Raw genomic sequence first — 15,370 nt, forward strand, 5'->3', positions numbered from 1 at the left:
GCCCACAGTGATCGACCGGTTGCCGCAATCGAGGGTTAGGGCTGCATGATCGCCCCCCGGAAGTACCGCGAAGGCAACGGTGTATGTCCGGTGGTCCTCGGGAGAACATCGGCCTAGGGCGGCAACTAACCGTCGGCCATCACCCAACCGCCGGGTCGGCGCCATGGGTGATGCCGCACCTGATGTTGGGTACGCGGAGAGCAGCAGCGCCTTCCTGCGCATGTCCGTGGTTACCTTTTGGCAGGTCGCGGCACATCCACCCGCAAAGTATTGAAAAAGTTTCCCAATCCAGGTACTAACGCAGTTCAAAGTGATCTATTCTGTTCCCTGTGGGTGGAGATATGCAAGGTCAAAGCAACCATCATCGAGCGAGCTGGCGCTGCATTCTGCAACAACAGGCGACAAAGCCTGTGGTTCATCGCGCACACCAGCACGTGCGCACCGCGCTGGTTGCGGTCGCGGTCCTAGCCGTGGGGGCCGCCGGCGCACAGGTGGCGGCCAATCACACAACGCCTGGTAGTGGGTTCTCGACCATCGCCACAGTCGGTGCCGACCCCACTGGCCCGACCGGGGGCCCTGGCGGTCCTGGCGGAATGGATGGCAGCCAGTTCCAGCCGCCTGGACTGCCGCCGCAGACGCCCGATTATCAGGGCGGCATCAACCAGCCGCCCCTGGATCAGAACTCGGGCATCTCGATCTACAACTCGGGTAATCCGCAAGCGCCACAGCAGGTTCCAGGCCAGCAGGGGCAACAGCCGCAACAGGGCTCCGATCAGCCCGCCCACGGCACCCAGCCTCCCAATTACTCCACGGCACCTGGCTACACCCAGGGGCCAGGTCAGCCGAATCCTGATTATCAGGCCCCACAACAGGGCTCACCTCAGCAGGGTCAGCAGTCTCCTCAGCAGGGTCAGCAGCAGCCGAACCAGTCCGAGCAGCAACAGCCTGAGCAACAACAGCAGGAACAGCAGGGTGATCAGCAGCGCCAGCAGCGCTGCCAGGCAATGTCGCAGCAGATGGACCAGATCACCCAAACCGCCGGGAAGGTCGCTGACGTCGCTCAACAGGTCGGGGACACAGCTAAGATCCTGCTTCCCAAGGGCGGCGGCGGATCGCAAGATCCGGATGGCCAACGCTCCCCGGGCCGCTTGCCAGTCCAGCCGCTTGAGTGTGGTGATTGCCTTCCAGAGCAGCGGCCGCAGAACCCGTTCTGCAAGCTTTTCCCTAATCCTGGCGCAAAATTTGCTTGTGACGAGCTCTTCGATCCCTGGATGGAGAACTTCAGGGATTCCTGCGATCCAGGAGCGGCAAACTGCAAGGGTCAGGTCCCGATCTGCTACCCGCGCGGAGTTACTAATCCATCTCCCGAGATGCAAAAGAGCATGAAGGACTACCTTGATGGCGGCAACAAGCTAATCGACGATAATCAACGCCTGGGCGGTAAAGTCACCAAACGTTCAACCAAAAACATGGGTAGCAGGCGCGACGCCGATAAGAAACGTGCGAATGATAAATACGGTGAGAAAGCGTTTGAAGGTAAGGCGTATGGACACATACCGGACCTGACTTGGGGAGGTTCTGCCGAGGACGAGCGTGATGTTATTCCGTTCGACAAGGACCTCAATTCGTCGATAGGTGGCCAGTCCAATCGCTTTAAGACCAACTTTGAGGCGACGGCATTCGTGGAAGGATACTGGGGCGAAGTGTGGGGCGCGAAGGATACGCAGTGCTTGGCCCCAGTAGGGTATGCGTGAAAATGTCACATGTTTGGGATAAACTTGGAGGGCGTACGCGACTCGCAGCTGGCGCATTGGCCTGGGTCGCGACGATTGCGATTGCCTCGGTGGTGACCTACGTTTTGTGTATGCAGCATCCCAGCGCCACATCCGATAAATATGATGCCGAAGTCCGGACAGTCATTGAGCAGTACATTGACGCCCTGAACAAGAGCGACCTCTCACGGATCGAGGCCCTTTCGACTGGGGCAGCCGAAGAACAGCTGAATCCGCAATTCGTAGGTGGGTACGTCCGTACGATGGCCATAAGAATCGAAGACCATGGGCCTATGCATATTGCCGATTTCGGCATATTGGCCCGTGGTGATTTAGTTTACGACGCATTCGTCTATACCGAATTCGAAGACCAGAAAAACGCGAAACCAGAGGACGTCTACTACTACACCGGGGCGCGGGTGCGTTACAGCATGTACCGGCTCAAAGGGCAGTGGAAAGTGATGAGCGTCGAGACGTTCAGGGCCGATGAAAAGTGATCAAGCTGCATACCGCGGCCATCGGGGCGGTCCTGTCCGTGATCGTGCTATCCGGCTGTCAAAGTCCCGAACCGGCTGAAGCTGGACCGAACTTCGCAAAGATCCCCGGGCAGTTCCCTGACCCTGCAACCACCACGGCGGTCGGCGCAGAAGATGCACCTGTGGGCTCATGCGCGAGAATCACCGGCAAGCGCACCGACGCAGTCATGGTGCTTGCGAAATGTGACTCCACCGAAGCCACGCATCGCATCGTGCAAAGGGTTGTAGAGCCCAAGGACTGTGTGGGTGATGTCGATCGGCGCTACTACCGCAATACCGCCGCCGGGGAATGGACCGCCTGCCTAGACATTTACTGGGCCAACTCCGGCTGCCTAAGCATCGCCGACGATGCAACGAAAGCGGTCAAGTGCGACGACACGACGGCACCCCGGCGATACCGAGCCACCACGCTCATCCTCGGCGTCTCAAACGCCGACATGTGCAGCGGCTACGCGCACCCGGTGCGCCGGTTCACCATCTGCACCGAATCCGTTCGATAGTCAGGCACTAGCACGCCGGCGCTCGTGTCGACGGTGAGTGGACTTCTCCGAATCCCTCTCGTGTTGAAGCTTGGCCACCACGTCGTCTGCTCCCTAGGCCTTAGACAGAAGGGATTCAGCGACTCGCTCCCCCTCGTCGGTGAGGTTAAGTCAGGCGTGGTAGTCCCAGGTGCCTTGTTCGCCGAGCCTCGATTTGGATATCTCCAAGGGCGGCATCTGGATTGGCCTGCTTGACCAGCCAGTGCACGCGGTAAAACTCGACCCAGCCGTCAAGGCCGTCTATGAGGATTTCGTTGCGGGCGCTGTTCATAGCTCTCCTTCCCGGCGCGGCTTCTCGTGCGACTGCCTGTCGCGACCAAGGAAACGACATTGCCACAGCAGCCAGCAACATGTCATATGGTTTGAACATGCAGAATGCGGGTCTAGCAAGATCATTCTGGCAATGGCAGGCAGAGGGACTCGTTGGTTCGCCTCGACGGCGGGCAGTCGGCCATGCCCTGCAACAGTTCGTCTCGATGGCCATCGTCCTCGCAGTCATAGACGTAGCGACCTGGGAAGACAATGGCTACACCTACACGTTCCACATCGCCCTGCTCGCGCTCGCCGCCTACCCGGCTGGCCTGCTGATGAGCCGTGTCCAGAGTGAACGCCTCACCGAGTATCGGTGGGCACTGTGGGGCGTGCCGCCCAGCTCATACGGCGAGGCGCTGCGCGCCTCCTACTTCGGCGCGGTGCCCACTGATCCGTACGTGCGGTCGTCTGCGGTGCGGTTCATACAGATACGCCAACACCGAGCACTGAGCCCGCTCACAGTGTGGGTGCTTGTCGCCGGGTTCGCCGCATTAACAGGTCTCGTGCGGTTTGCACTCCCCGGCGAACAGCCCTCCGCGCCCTGGTTCGGATTCATCGCGCTGCTCGCAGCGCTCGCGGCATCCGCATCGATCCAACCTGGGATCCTGCGGCGGCGGCTCACGCTGCTGCTGGCCGGTGAATGCAAAACTCCGCCTCCAGAAGGAGACGGAGTTCAAGGCGCAAAACTTGCTGTGCTCCCCCGCTTGGACTCGAACCAAGAACCGTCCGATTAACAGTCGGAAGCTCTGCCAATTGAGCTACAGGGGACTATCCGGATCGCGTCGGTTTGTACCGCGAACCGAGGCATGACTTTAGCGTACGGGTAGGGGTGAAAGCCAAACCGGCCGCCAGGCCGTATCGCCCGCCTACGAGCGACAAAGACGGGGTGCACAGGGTGTTGTCGCTCATAGTCGGGCACAAGGAAGTGTCCTGGCTCAGCCGTTCACAGGTGCGTCAGGCAGGATAGGGAGAACTTCGTTAGTTGGTGGAGGGTTCGTGATTCGGGTTTTGTTGGTGCTGGCCGCTGGCTACGTGCTGGGTGCGAAGGCTGGTCGTCGCCGATACGAGCAGATCGTCAACGGGTATCAGGCCGTCACCGGCAGCCCCGCGACCAAGAAGCTGATCGAGATCAGCCGTCGTCGCCTGGCCAACTCACTGTCTCCCGATCCGCACATGGTGGAACTCACACCGATCGATGAGACGACCATGATCTTGGAGCCCGAGCCCCAGCTCGACAACAAGTAGCGCGCCGCTACACCGACGGATCGTCCCCGCTGACCTGCTCCACCAGGCTGCGCCGGTACGCCTCCAGCGCCACCAGATCGCCGAACAGCGCGTGATACTCGTCGGCGTTGTCCACCGGTGACATCCGCTGCAGCTTGGACTTGACCTCGGCTACCTGCCGTCCGACCCACACCTCTTGCAGCTTGGCCAGCACCGAGCCGATGTACCGGGGCAGCCGCTCATCGTTGTCCACTTGGATGGCCTCGGCGGTCAGAGCGTTGATCAGCATCACCTGGTTCTGCGATGACGCGCTCTGGCGCACCTTGTCGATCCACTCCGCACCGACAATCCCCGCCCCGGTGCCACCAGCCGTCTCAATCGCGGTGCGCACTGCCACGTATCCGGGGTGCGTGAAGCTGTCGGGGGTCAGCGAGTCGAACACCGGTCCGGCGAAGGCCGGGAACTGCAGCGCGGCCTTGAGCGCTTCACGCTGCGGCCACAACGTGGGGTCCTTGGCGTCGGGCATGGCGACCTTGGGCGCCGGGGCAGGTTCAGAACCACGGGGACGACGGTCCGGGGACACCGAACCGCCCTTCGCCGCCTTACCGGCCTCCTCACGCACCCGCGCGAGCACCTGGGCCACGTCGTCCCACCCGACCCATCCGGCGAGCTGCCGGGCGTACTCGTCGCGCAGCGTCGGGTCCTTGATCTTGGCGACCATCGGCACGCACCGCCGCAGCGCGTCCACGCGCCCCTCGGCGATCTCCAGATCCGAATCCGTCAGCGCCGTCCGGATCGCGAAGGCGAACAGCGGAGTGCGGCGCGCGACCAGATCCCGCAGCGCCCCCTCCCCTGACTTGAGCCGCAGATCGCACGGGTCCATTCCGTCCGGCGCCACCGCGACATACGACTGCCCGGCCAGGTTCTGCTCTCCCTCAAAGGCTTTCAGCGCGGCCGCCTGCCCGGCGGCATCCCCGTCGAACACGTAGATGAGCTCACCGCGGAAGTAGGAGTCATCCATCATCAGACGCCGCAGCATCGAGAGGTGCTCGTCACCGAAGGCGGTACCGCAGGACGCCACCGCCGTGGTCACCCCGGCCAGATGCATCGCCATCACGTCGGTATAGCCCTCGACGACCACGGCCTGATGTCCCTTGGCGATATCGCGCTTGGCCAGATCCAGACCGAACAGCACCGAGGACTTCTTGTACAGCATGGTTTCCGGGGTGTTCACGTACTTGCCCGGCATGGTGTCGTCCTCGAAGATCTTGCGCGCCCCGAAGCCGATCGTCTCACCGCTGCTGGCACGAATCGGCCACAGCAGCCGCCGGTGGAACCGGTCCATGGGGCCGCGGCGGCCCTCACGGGACAGCCCGGCGGCTTCGAGCTCTTTGAATTCGAAGCCCTTGCGCAACAAATGCTTTGTCAGGGTGTCCCACCCAGACGGCGCGTATCCGCAACCGTATTGCTTGGCGGCGGCGCCATCGAAATTGCGCTCCGTCAGATACTGGCGCGCCGGTGCCGCCTCGGGGGAATCCAACGCGGAGGCGTAGAACTCCTGCGCGGCCGCGTTGGCGGCGACGAGACGCGCCCGGGTGCCGCGGTCACGTTGCGCGGCCGTGCCGCCACCCTCGTAGTTGATGGTGTAGTTGATGCGGTCGGCCAGCCGCTCGACGGCCTCCACAAACGTGATGTGCTCGATCTTCTGGATGAAGGTGTAGGCGTCGCCGCCCTCACCGCAGCCAAAGCAGTGGAACTGGCCATGATTGGGCCGCACATGAAAGGACGGCGACTTCTCGTCGTGGAAGGGGCACAGCCCCTTGAGCGAGTCGGCACCCGCGCGCTTGAGCTGAACATAGTCGCCGACGATGTCCTCGATCCGGGTGCGCTCACGGATCGCCGCGACATCGCGATCAGGAATCCGGCCGGCCACTGAGTCAGCTTAGCCAACCGCGCCGTCAGGCCCAGCTGGCTTGCACACCCTGGCTATCGCGGTCCACCCGCTCGAGCCGGCTTTCGGTGTACGAGGCGATCTGATCCACCACCACCCGGGTGCGCGCCGCGTCGTCCGCGGCGGCCTCGAACGCGGGCACAAACACCGGATCCAGCGTCGCGGGAGCCCCCGCCGCCAGCCACTGCGCCACCCGGTGGATCCGTTCACGCTGACGGGCCTGTCCCGCGATATGCCGCGGATCGGACATGATGAATTGCAGCGCAAGCATTTTCAGCACCGCCACCTCGGCGGCCACCACCTCGGGCACGGTCAGTTCGGCCTCGAATCGGACCAGTGCCCCATCCCCGGCCACCTCACGGGTGGCGCCGATCGCGGCCGAGGCGAACCGGCCCACCAATTCGCTGGTCAGCCGTTTGAGGTCCGCCGACGCACTCAAGGTGCCGTCATACGGGCCGATGGCCGCGACCACCGGCAGCGTGGCCAGGCGCGCGGCAGCCTCCTCCAGCGCGCCCTGCTCCAGCCCGCCGAAGGACTTCACCCCCAGCTCCGCGAGCACCTGCGCCTCCCCCGGCGAGGCCAGCACCCGCAGGTCGATGCGCCCCGAGATCACACCGTCCTCCACGTCATGCACCGAATAGGCGACGTCATCGGACCAGTCCATGATCTGCGCTTCCAGGCAGCGCCGCCGCGGCGGCGCCCCCGCCCGCACCCAGTCCAGGGCCTTCGCGTCCTCGACGTAGGCGCCGAACTTTCCGCCGCCCGGCGGGCGTAGCCATGGGTACTTCGTCGCCGCATCCAAGGCCGCCCGCGTCAGGTTCAGCCCGGCGCTGTTGCCCTCGGCATCAACCACTTTGGGTTCCAGCAGGGTAAGGATGCGCAGATTCTGGGCGTTGCCTTCGAACCCGCCGCAGTCGACCGCCACCTCGTCGAGCGCGCGTTCACCGTTGTGCCCGTACGGCGGATGGCCGATGTCATGCGCCAGCCCGGCCAGGTCCACCAGGTCCGGGTCGGCACCCAACCCGGTGGCGATACCGCGGCCGATCTGCGCCACCTCCACCGAGTGCGTGAGCCGCGTGCGCGGCGTATCACCCTCGCGCGGGCCCACAACCTGTGTCTTGTCGGCCAGACGCCGGAACGCAGCGCTGTGCAGAACCCGCGCCCGGTCACGCGCGAAGTCGGTCCGGTGCTCCGACGATGGAATCTCGACGATCGCCGCCGTCTTCGGTGTCTCGGTGACGACGCGTTCACGGTCGGAATCGGTGTAGGCGTCCTTGTATGCATCCGTAGTACGCATCGTGGGCACCAGTCTGCCAGGACGGGTCCAGGCGCCTCGCGAGGCATTAGATTGGCGACCATGCGTCTGCTGCGTGCCCTCGGGGGCCTGCTGGGAGTCATGCTCGCGGTGCTCACGGTGTTTGCCCCGACCCTGCTATCGGCACCAGTGGCGAGCGCCGACCCGCCCTTCCGGATACCCGGCTATGTCACCGATCGGGCCGGGGCGCTCAAGAACCCCACGAAGGTGCGCGCCGCCATCGATCAGCTTTACGACAAGCAGCATGTGCGGCTCTGGGTGGTCTACGTCAAGGACTTCGACGGCACCGATCCGGTGACGTGGGCGAACAAGACCCTCAAGACAAGCGGATTGGGAGATCGCGACGCCCTGCTGGCCGTGGCAACCCAAGAGCGCAGCTACGCGTTCCTCGTCGCGTCGGAGATCAAGAACGTCAGCGACTCCGAGATCGAGGACCTGCGCACCAACACGATCGAACCCGCGCTGCGCGCATCGGACTGGGATGGCGCCGCCATCAACACCGCCAACGGCCTGGAGTCGGCCGCCGCATCGTCATCCTCCATTCCGTGGAAGCCCATCCTGGCCGCGCTGGCCTTCGGCGCCGTCGTGGTCGGCGCCTTCATGCTGTACTCCTGGTTCCGCAGTCGATCCCGGCGCCGCGCGGAGATCGAGGCCGCCAAGGGGATCGATCCGACCAACGCCGAGGCTCTCGCCGCACAATCGGTCGACGCGCTCGATGGCTTGTCGAAATCGATTGTGGTGAACGTCGACAACGCCGTCCGTACCAGCGAGGCCGAGCTGACGCTGGCCGTCGAGGAGTTCGGCACGGACCAGACCGCACCCTTCCAGCAGGCCGTCGACTCCGCGAAAAAGGCCCTGGCTCAGGCATTCTCCGTGCGCAAGCAGCTCGATGACGCGGTCCCCGAGACACCCACGGAGCAGCGCCGCCTGCTGATCGATGTCATCACCGCGGCCGCACGCGCCGACCGCACCCTCGACGATCAGTCCAATGCCTTTGACGCGTTACGCAACCTGGTGATCAACGCCCCCACGAAGTTAGACACCTTGACCCAGCAGGTGGTCGCCACGACCGCCCGGGTGCCCGAGTCGCAGCGTGTCCTCGAACAACTGCGCACCCAGTTCGATGCCGCGGCGCTGGCCTCCATTGCCGACAACATCACCGAAGCCACCGAACGCATCACGTTCGCCGACTCCCGGATTACCCACGGCCGGGAACTGGCCGCCCGCCCCCTGGAGGGCCAGCAGATGAATCTCGTCGACGCCGTGCGCGGCGCCGAATCAGCACTGACCCAGGCCGCCGCCCTGTTGGACGCGGTGGACAACGCCGCCAACAACATCCGGCGCGCCACGGACGCGCTGCCCGCGGCGATCGCGGACACCAAGTCGGGTATCGCCCAGGCCGAAGAACTCCAGCGGCAGGGTTCGGTGCCGCGCGCCGACGAGCTGACGAAGGCCCACAACACCGCCGTCGCCGCCGTGGCCGACGCCGAGCGCGTCGGGTCCACCGATCCGCTGACCGCCTTCACACACCTCGCCACCGCCGATGCCGAGCTCGACAAGCTCCTGGCCGCCGTGCGGGAGGAGAAGGACGCCGCCGAACGCCGCGCCCGTGCACTCGATCAAGCGATCGGCACCGCCCGCCAGAAGGTGAATGCGGTGGGCCAGTACATCGGACTGCACCGCGGAGCCGTCGGTGCCGCCGCACGGGGATACCTCGCGGAGGCCGAGCGCAGCATCGCCACGGCCGAGTCCGCCCGCCAGTCGGATCCCTCGAACGCCATTCTGTGGGCCAACCGGGCAGCCGAACTGGCGACACGGGCCGAGGGCGGCGCGATCCAAGAAGTGCGCGCGGCCCAGTCCTACTACAGCAACGGGTACGGCAACTACGGCGGTTCCGCCGGATACTCCGTCGCGGGTGATGTGGCCGGCAACGTCGCGGGTGCCGTCATCGGCGGCATCCTGCGCGGCATGCTCAGCGGCGGATCAAGCCACCACAGCTCCTGGTCCGGCTCCGGGTCGTCGTCCTACGGCGGGTCATCCCGGTCCTCGGGCTCGAGCTTCCGGGGCGGCGGCGGCCGCTTCTAGCAGGCCACCTCTTCCCGAAAATTTCCCTCAGCACTTGACGGCCAACCCTTGTCAATGTGCAATATATTGCATGCCAGTACCGCCCTCCGAGGGTGTCGTCGCACGGTCGCTGCTCCGCGACGATGCCTACAAAGCCCTGCGTAAGGCCATCGTGGACGGCACCCTCGCCCCCGGCGAGCGGCTACGGGACGACGAGCTGAGTCGCTGGCTCGGTGTGAGCCGAACCCCGATCCGCGAGGCCCTCGCCCGTTTGGAGCAGGCCGGTCTGGTGCAGACCCAACCGGGCCGGCACACCATCGTCAGCCCCGTCGACGTTCGGGAGGCACGCGCGGCTCAGTCCGTCGCCGCGGCGATGCATGAGCTCGCCGTGCGGGAGGCGATCACCAACATCTCCGCCGGTGACCTCGCCGCGATGCGGCACGCCAACGCGCGTTTCGCCGCCGCGCTGGACGCGCACGATCCCGATGCCGCGCTGGCCGCGGATGACGAGTTCCACGCCATCGCCGTCGAAGCCAGCGCCAACCCGTACATCGCGGCGGTGCTCGAGCAGGTCACCCCCGTGCTGCGCCGCCTCGAGCGCATCCGGTTCGCCAGCCGCGACGGGCGCCACTCCGTGGCCCTGCACGAGCAGATCATCGCCCAGTGCGAGGCCGGTGACGGCGAGGGTGCGGGTCACGCCGCGCGGGCCAATTGGCACACCCTCATCGCCGCACCGGAAGGCGCTGAGCACGAAGAACGCGGTGCTGGCTGAACGCCGCTCCCCCACAACGCGATTCCCGAACACCGCCAGGAGAGTGCCTTGTCGATTCACGATTTCCCCCGCTACCCGCTGACCTTTGGGCCCAGCCCCGTCCACCCGCTGGAACGCCTGAGCCGACACCTCGGCGGCGCCCAGATCTGGGCCAAACGCGAGGACTGCAATTCCGGACTTGCCTTCGGCGGCAACAAGACACGCAAGCTCGAATACATCGTTCCGGACATTTTGGCCAGCGGCGCTGACACCCTGGTATCCATCGGCGGCTACCAGTCCAATCACACCCGGCAGGTGGCCGCCGTGGCGGCGGTGCTCGGGCTGCGGTGTCACCTGGTGCAGGAGCGCTGGGTGGACTGGGACGATCCGGTCAACGACAAGGCAGGCAACATCCTGCTCTCGCGCATCATGGGAGCCCAGACTCAGCTGGACCCAGCGGGATTCGATATCGGTATCCGCGGGTCCTGGGAGGACGCCCTGACCGCGGTCGAAAAGGGCGGCGGCAAGCCCTATCCCATCCCGGCAGGAGCATCCGAACACAAGTACGGCGGCCTGGGTTTCGCCAACTGGGCCTACGAGGTGGCCGCACAGGAACAACAGCTGGGCGTGTTCTTCGACACCATCGTCGTGTGCACCGTGACCGGGTCAACGCATGCGGGCATGATCGCGGGATTCGCCGCACTCGCCGATGCCGGCGGCCCTCCCCGGCGGGTACTCGGTATCGACGCGTCGGCCACGCTGCCCAAGACCGTCGACCAAGTCACCCGCATCGCCCGGCACACCGCGGGCCTGATCGGCCTCGAACGCGACCTGAGCACCGAGGAGATCACCGTGCTCGAGGGGTGGGCAGGCGAAAAGTACGGCGTGCCTGTCGCTTCCACCATCGAGGCGATAGAGCTATGCGGGCGCCTGGAGGCGATGATCACCGACCCGGTGTACGAGGGCAAATCGATGGCAGGCCTGATCGACCTGGTCACCGACGGGACCATCGAGCCGGGCTCCACCGTCCTGTACGCCCACCTGGGCGGGCAACCGGCCTTGAACGCCTACAGCGGCGTCTTCACCGGCTAGTTGGCATACCCGTCGGCGACGTTCAGTGCCTCGTCGATGATCGACAGCCCGCGGCGCAGATCCTCTTCGCTGATGATCAGCGGAGGCGCCACATGCGTGCGGTTGAAGTGCGTGAACGGCCACAGGCCATCCTTCTTGCACGCCGCCGCGAACGCGTTCATCGGCGCTGCCGCCTCACCACTGGCATTGAACGGCACCAGCGGCTCACGAGTCTGCTTGTCGCGCACCAGTTCCACGGCCCAGAACAGGCCACGGCCACGGATCTCGCCGACGCTCGGGTGAGTCTGGACCCAGCGCTCAAGCTCCGGACGCACCACGCGCTCGCCGAGGTCGCGCACGCGCTCCAGGATCTTCTCGTCCTCGAACACCTTGATGGTCTCGACGCCGACCGCACAGGCCAGCGGGTGACCGGAGTACGTCAGCCCGCCCGGGTATGGACGATGATCGAAGCTGGTGGCGATGGCATCGGAGATCACCACACCGCCCAGCGGCACGTAACCGGAGTTGATGCCCTTGGCGAAGGTGATGAGGTCCGGCGTGACGTCAAAGGCGTTGATGGCGAACCATTCCCCGAACCGCCCGAAGCCGACCATCACCTCATCGGCGATGAACACCAGGCCATACCGGTCGCAGATCTCGCGCACCCCGGCCAGGTAGCCCGGCGGCGGAACCAGCACACCGTTGGTGCCGACCACCGATTCCAGGATGATCGCGGCGATGGTGGGCGGACCCTCCAGGTTGATGACCTGCTCCAGATGCTCCAGCGCCCTTTGGGTTTCTTCCTCGGGCGAGGTGGCGTGGAAGACCGAGCGGTAGGCGTACGGGCCGAAGAAGCGCACCACCGAGTTGTCACCCGGGTCATTGGCCCAGCGGCGCGGCTCACCCGTCAGTGACATCGAGGTGGTGGTGCCACCGTGGTAACTGCGGTATGCGGCAAGCACCTTGCGGCGACCGGTGTGGTGGCGCGCCATGCGAACGGCGTGCTCCACGGCCTCGGTGCCGCCATTGGTGAAGAACACCTTGTTGAGGGTTCCCGGTGCACGCTCGGCGACCAGCCGGGCAAGCTCACCGCGCACATCGTTGGCGAAGGCGGGCGCGATGGTGGACAGCCGGCCGGCCTGACGCTGAATGGCTTCGACCAAACGTGGATGCTGATGTCCCAGATTGAGGTTCACCAGCTGCGAGGCGAAGTCCAGGTACTCCTTGCCGGTGTAATCCCAGAAAGTCGCACCCGAACCGCCAGCGACCGGCAGCGGGTCGATGGCCGCCTGGGCGGACCATGAGTGGAACACATGCCCACGGTCATCGGCGCGGACCTGCGCCTCGGCCGCCGGTGCCTCGACGGGCGCGCTGGCGGGATCGATTCCGATGTGATTCTGGACGTCAGTCATTTCTGCTCCTCGGCTAGCAGCCCTTGAGAGATTTGGCGAGATGATCGGCCACGCCGCCGATCGGAATACGCTGCTGGGTCATCTCGTCGCGGTCGCGAACGGTGACGGAGTCGTCTTCGAGCGAGTCGAAATCGACTGTGACGCAGAACGGGGTGCCGATCTCGTCCTGTCGACGATACCTGCGACCGATGGCACCGGCGTCATCGAAGTCGACATTCCAGCTCTGGCGCAGTTCGGCGGCCAGCTCCTTGGCGCGCGGGCTCAGGTCGGCGTTGCGCGACAGCGGCAACACCGCGACCTTGACCGGGGCCAGACGCGGATCCAGACGCAGCACGGTGCGGGTGTCCACACCGCCCTTGGCGTTGGGGGCCTCGTCCTCCTGGTAGGCATCGACGAGGAAGGCCATGAACGAGCGGGTGAGACCGGCCGCGGGCTCGATCACGTACGGCGTGTAGCGCCGGTCTTCGGCCTGGTCGTAGTACGACAGGTCTTCACCGGAATGCTTGGCGTGCGTGGACAAGTCGAAGTCGGTGCGGTTGGCGACACCCTCCAGCTCGCCCCACGGGTTGCCGCTGAAACCGAACTTGTACTCGATGTCGACGGTGCCGTCGGAGTAGTGCGACAGCTTTTCCTTGGGGTGGTCATAGAGCCGCAGGTTCTCCGGGTCGATACCCAGATCGATGTACCACTGCAGGCGGGTGTCGATCCAGTACTTGTGCCACTCCGGCGCCGTCGACGGCTCGACGAAGAACTCCATCTCCATCTGCTCGAACTCGCGGGTGCGGAAGATGAAGTTGCCGGGGGTGATCTCGTTGCGGAAGCTCTTGCCGATCTGGCCGATGCCGAACGGGGGCTTCTGGCGCGAGGTGGTGAGGACGTTCTTGAAGTTGACGAAGATGCCCTGCGCCGTCTCGGGACGCAGGTAGTGCAGACCCTCTTCGGTCTCGATGGGACCCAGGTAGGTCTTGAGCATCATGTTGAAGTCGCGCGGCTCGGTCCACTGACCCTTGTTGCCGCAGTCGGGGCACACGATCTCGGTCATCGCAACCGACTCGGGGTCCGTGAGGCCTTCTTTCGCACCCTTCTTTTCCAGGTACGCCTCTTGCAGGTGGTCCTGACGGTGGCGCTTATGACAGTTCAGGCACTCGACCAGCGGGTCGTTGAAGACCTCGACGTGACCGGAGGCAACCCAGACCTGGCGAGGCAGGATCACCGAGGAGTCCAGGCCCACGACGTCGTCGCGACTGGTGACGATGGAGCGCCACCACTGCTTCTTGATGTTCTCCTTGAGCTCCACGCCGAGCGGGCCGTAATCCCATGCCGACTTGGTACCGCCGTAGATCTCGCCGCACGGGTACACCAGTCCCCGGCGCTTGGCGAGGTTGACGACGGCCTCGATCTTCTTACCGGCGGCGTTCGGCTTGGCGGCCACGATCTGCTCAGGCTCCTCTTGCAAGACTGCAGTAATTGACCTGAACAGCCTAAGGGCCGCGCAAAGCACCGTTTACCTCGGTGGCTTCTAGCAGCTACTTCAGATGGTCCAGCAGGATGCCCTCGGGACCGAAGTACTCGTCGCGCCACTTCTCCAGCAGGGGCCCGTGGTCGATGTCGTCGGGATGGAAACCCGAGCGCAGATAACACCGGATCTTGGCCCCGAGTCCGGCGAACAGTGGCGTGCGCGGCAGCGTGATGATGCTGCGCAGGGTCGCCGCGGGATGGCGCCACGCCCACGGATCGGTGAGTATCGAGGCCAGCAGGATCAGCGTCCGGCTCAGGAAAAGAGCAAGCGTGACGGCCATCGCCCCGATCCGCATCCGCTCGGTGCCCCCAACGTGGCGGTACACATCGAAGGCGACGGACTTGTGCTCCATCTCCTCGATGGCATGCCAGTTGAGCATCGCCCGCACCTCGGGATCGGTCAGCTGCTGCTGTATCCACGGAACGCTGAGCACCTGCTCCCCGAGGATCGCCGTGAGATGTTCCACCGCGGCCGTCACCGCGAGCGCCGACCGAGCCACCCTATCCGGCAGCCGGTCTCTGTTCTGCTTCATCCGCTTAACCAGCCGCGTGCCCACCCGATCCATGAGCCCGGTGGCCCAGTAGCCGCGGTCAACCAGCTGCGTATTGAGCTCCCGGTGCTGGATACCGTGGGTCATCTCCTGCCCGATGAATCCGGCCACCTGCTTCCTGAGCACCGGATCGACGATCTGGCTGTCATAGCGCCGCACCGACTGGATGAAGAACTCCTCACCCGAGGGAAAGAAGCCGGACAACAGGGCGACTAGATGGCTCATCGCGATATCGCCCGCGACGAAATGCCGCCGCGCGGGTGAGGCCCCGTTAAAGGTGAACGCGATCCGGCGGGTGTTCACCGCCCGCGTGGCAGCGGACTGTGGACGGTCGTGCGCACTGTTGGCCGGCAT

12 protein-coding genes and 1 tRNA gene are annotated in these 15,370 nt (G+C 65.0%); 7 read left to right on the forward strand and 6 right to left on the reverse strand.

What is annotated here, in order from left to right; all coding sequences use genetic code 11:
* Positions 1 to 341 precede the first annotated feature (341 nt).
* The 3 genes from B4400_RS07070 to B4400_RS07080 are packed head-to-tail and all read left to right on the forward strand — an operon-like array spanning position 342 to position 2,808.
* Positions 342 to 1,754 carry a hypothetical protein gene (locus tag B4400_RS07070; protein ID WP_078309073.1) on the forward strand — a complete coding sequence of 471 codons (1,413 nt, stop codon included), beginning with the start codon at positions 342 to 344 and terminating at the stop codon, positions 1,752 to 1,754.
* A 2-nt stretch (positions 1,755 to 1,756) separates the two neighbouring features.
* Positions 1,757 to 2,269: a nuclear transport factor 2 family protein gene (locus tag B4400_RS07075; protein ID WP_286151541.1), complete on the forward strand. Its 513-nt coding sequence runs from the start codon at positions 1,757 to 1,759 to the stop codon at positions 2,267 to 2,269.
* A gap of 38 nt (positions 2,270 to 2,307) precedes the next feature.
* Positions 2,308 to 2,808: an LppU/SCO3897 family protein gene (locus tag B4400_RS07080; RefSeq protein ID WP_286151539.1), complete on the forward strand. Its 501-nt coding sequence runs from the start codon at positions 2,308 to 2,310 to the stop codon at positions 2,806 to 2,808.
* 1,046 nt (positions 2,809 to 3,854) lie between these two features.
* Here B4400_RS07080 and B4400_RS07085 read toward each other — a convergent pair.
* Positions 3,855 to 3,927, reverse strand: a tRNA-Asn gene (locus tag B4400_RS07085).
* 228 nt (positions 3,928 to 4,155) lie between these two features.
* On the opposite strand from B4400_RS07085, the gene B4400_RS07090 reads away from it, so the two are divergent.
* Positions 4,156 to 4,404, forward strand: a complete 249-nt coding sequence (locus B4400_RS07090; RefSeq protein ID WP_030095233.1) for a hypothetical protein — start codon at positions 4,156 to 4,158, stop codon at positions 4,402 to 4,404.
* Positions 4,405 to 4,411: 7 nt separating this feature from the next.
* On the opposite strand, the gene dnaG is transcribed toward B4400_RS07090, so the two are convergent.
* Together dnaG and B4400_RS07100 are read right to left on the reverse strand one after the other, a co-directional pair.
* Positions 4,412 to 6,316 (reverse strand): DNA primase, encoded by a 1,905-nt coding sequence (gene dnaG / locus B4400_RS07095; RefSeq protein ID WP_078309075.1) that lies wholly within the window; start codon positions 6,314 to 6,316, stop codon positions 4,412 to 4,414.
* Between the two features lie 25 nt (positions 6,317 to 6,341).
* A complete protein-coding gene (locus B4400_RS07100; protein WP_078309076.1) occupies positions 6,342 to 7,631 on the reverse strand; it encodes a deoxyguanosinetriphosphate triphosphohydrolase in 1,290 nt (429 codons plus the stop codon).
* Positions 7,632 to 7,691: 60 nt separating this feature from the next.
* Here B4400_RS07100 and B4400_RS07105 point away from each other — a divergent pair, with 60 nt between their 5' ends.
* The 3 genes from B4400_RS07105 to B4400_RS07115 all read left to right on the forward strand — a co-directional run bounded on the left by B4400_RS07105 (position 7,692) and on the right by B4400_RS07115 (position 11,556).
* Positions 7,692 to 9,734, forward strand: a complete 2,043-nt coding sequence (locus B4400_RS07105) for a TPM domain-containing protein (protein ID WP_078309077.1) — start codon at positions 7,692 to 7,694, stop codon at positions 9,732 to 9,734.
* Between the two features lie 70 nt (positions 9,735 to 9,804).
* A complete protein-coding gene (locus B4400_RS07110; protein ID WP_078309078.1) occupies positions 9,805 to 10,485 on the forward strand; it encodes a GntR family transcriptional regulator in 681 nt (226 codons plus the stop codon).
* A gap of 48 nt (positions 10,486 to 10,533) precedes the next feature.
* The gene (locus B4400_RS07115) at positions 10,534 to 11,556 is read left to right on the forward strand and encodes a 1-aminocyclopropane-1-carboxylate deaminase (RefSeq protein WP_078309079.1); all 1,023 of its coding nucleotides are present in this window, start codon (positions 10,534 to 10,536) and stop codon (positions 11,554 to 11,556) included.
* Here the strand turns inward: B4400_RS07115 and B4400_RS07120 are convergent.
* The 3 genes from B4400_RS07120 to B4400_RS07130 form a co-directional block, all read right to left on the reverse strand.
* A complete protein-coding gene (locus B4400_RS07120) occupies positions 11,553 to 12,947 on the reverse strand; it encodes an aspartate aminotransferase family protein (protein ID WP_078309080.1) in 1,395 nt (464 codons plus the stop codon). The two genes, B4400_RS07115 and B4400_RS07120, sit on opposite strands and share 4 nt — an antisense overlap.
* A 13-nt stretch (positions 12,948 to 12,960) precedes the next feature.
* On the reverse strand, positions 12,961 to 14,379 hold the full coding sequence (locus tag B4400_RS07125; protein ID WP_078309388.1) for a glycine--tRNA ligase: 1,419 nt from the start codon (positions 14,377 to 14,379) through the stop codon (positions 12,961 to 12,963).
* 94 nt (positions 14,380 to 14,473) lie between these two features.
* The gene (locus B4400_RS07130) at positions 14,474 to 15,370 is read right to left on the reverse strand and encodes a metal-dependent hydrolase (protein ID WP_078309081.1); all 897 of its coding nucleotides are present in this window, start codon (positions 15,368 to 15,370) and stop codon (positions 14,474 to 14,476) included.

Origin of the sequence: Mycobacterium sp. D16Q13 (assembly GCF_002013375.1) — a bacterium.
Taxonomy (GTDB): Bacteria; Actinomycetota; Actinomycetes; order Mycobacteriales; family Mycobacteriaceae; genus Mycobacterium.

Excerpts from the sequence above, each read along its gene's own strand:
- B4400_RS07070 (WP_078309073.1), top strand. The coding sequence starts at position 342 with ATGCAAGGTCAAAGCAACCATCATCGAGCGAGCTGGCGCTGCATTCTG.
- B4400_RS07075 (WP_286151541.1), top strand. The coding sequence starts at position 1,757 with ATGTCACATGTTTGGGATAAACTTGGAGGGCGTACGCGACTCGCAGCT.
- B4400_RS07100 (WP_078309076.1), bottom strand. The coding sequence starts at position 7,631 with ATGCGTACTACGGATGCATACAAGGACGCCTACACCGATTCCGACCGT.
- B4400_RS07105 (WP_078309077.1), top strand. The coding sequence starts at position 7,692 with ATGCGTCTGCTGCGTGCCCTCGGGGGCCTGCTGGGAGTCATGCTCGCG.
- B4400_RS07110 (WP_078309078.1), top strand. The coding sequence starts at position 9,805 with ATGCCAGTACCGCCCTCCGAGGGTGTCGTCGCACGGTCGCTGCTCCGC.
- B4400_RS07120 (WP_078309080.1), bottom strand. The coding sequence starts at position 12,947 with ATGACTGACGTCCAGAATCACATCGGAATCGATCCCGCCAGCGCGCCC.
- B4400_RS07130 (WP_078309081.1), bottom strand. The coding sequence starts at position 15,370 with ATGCCGGCCAACAGTGCGCACGACCGTCCACAGTCCGCTGCCACGCGG.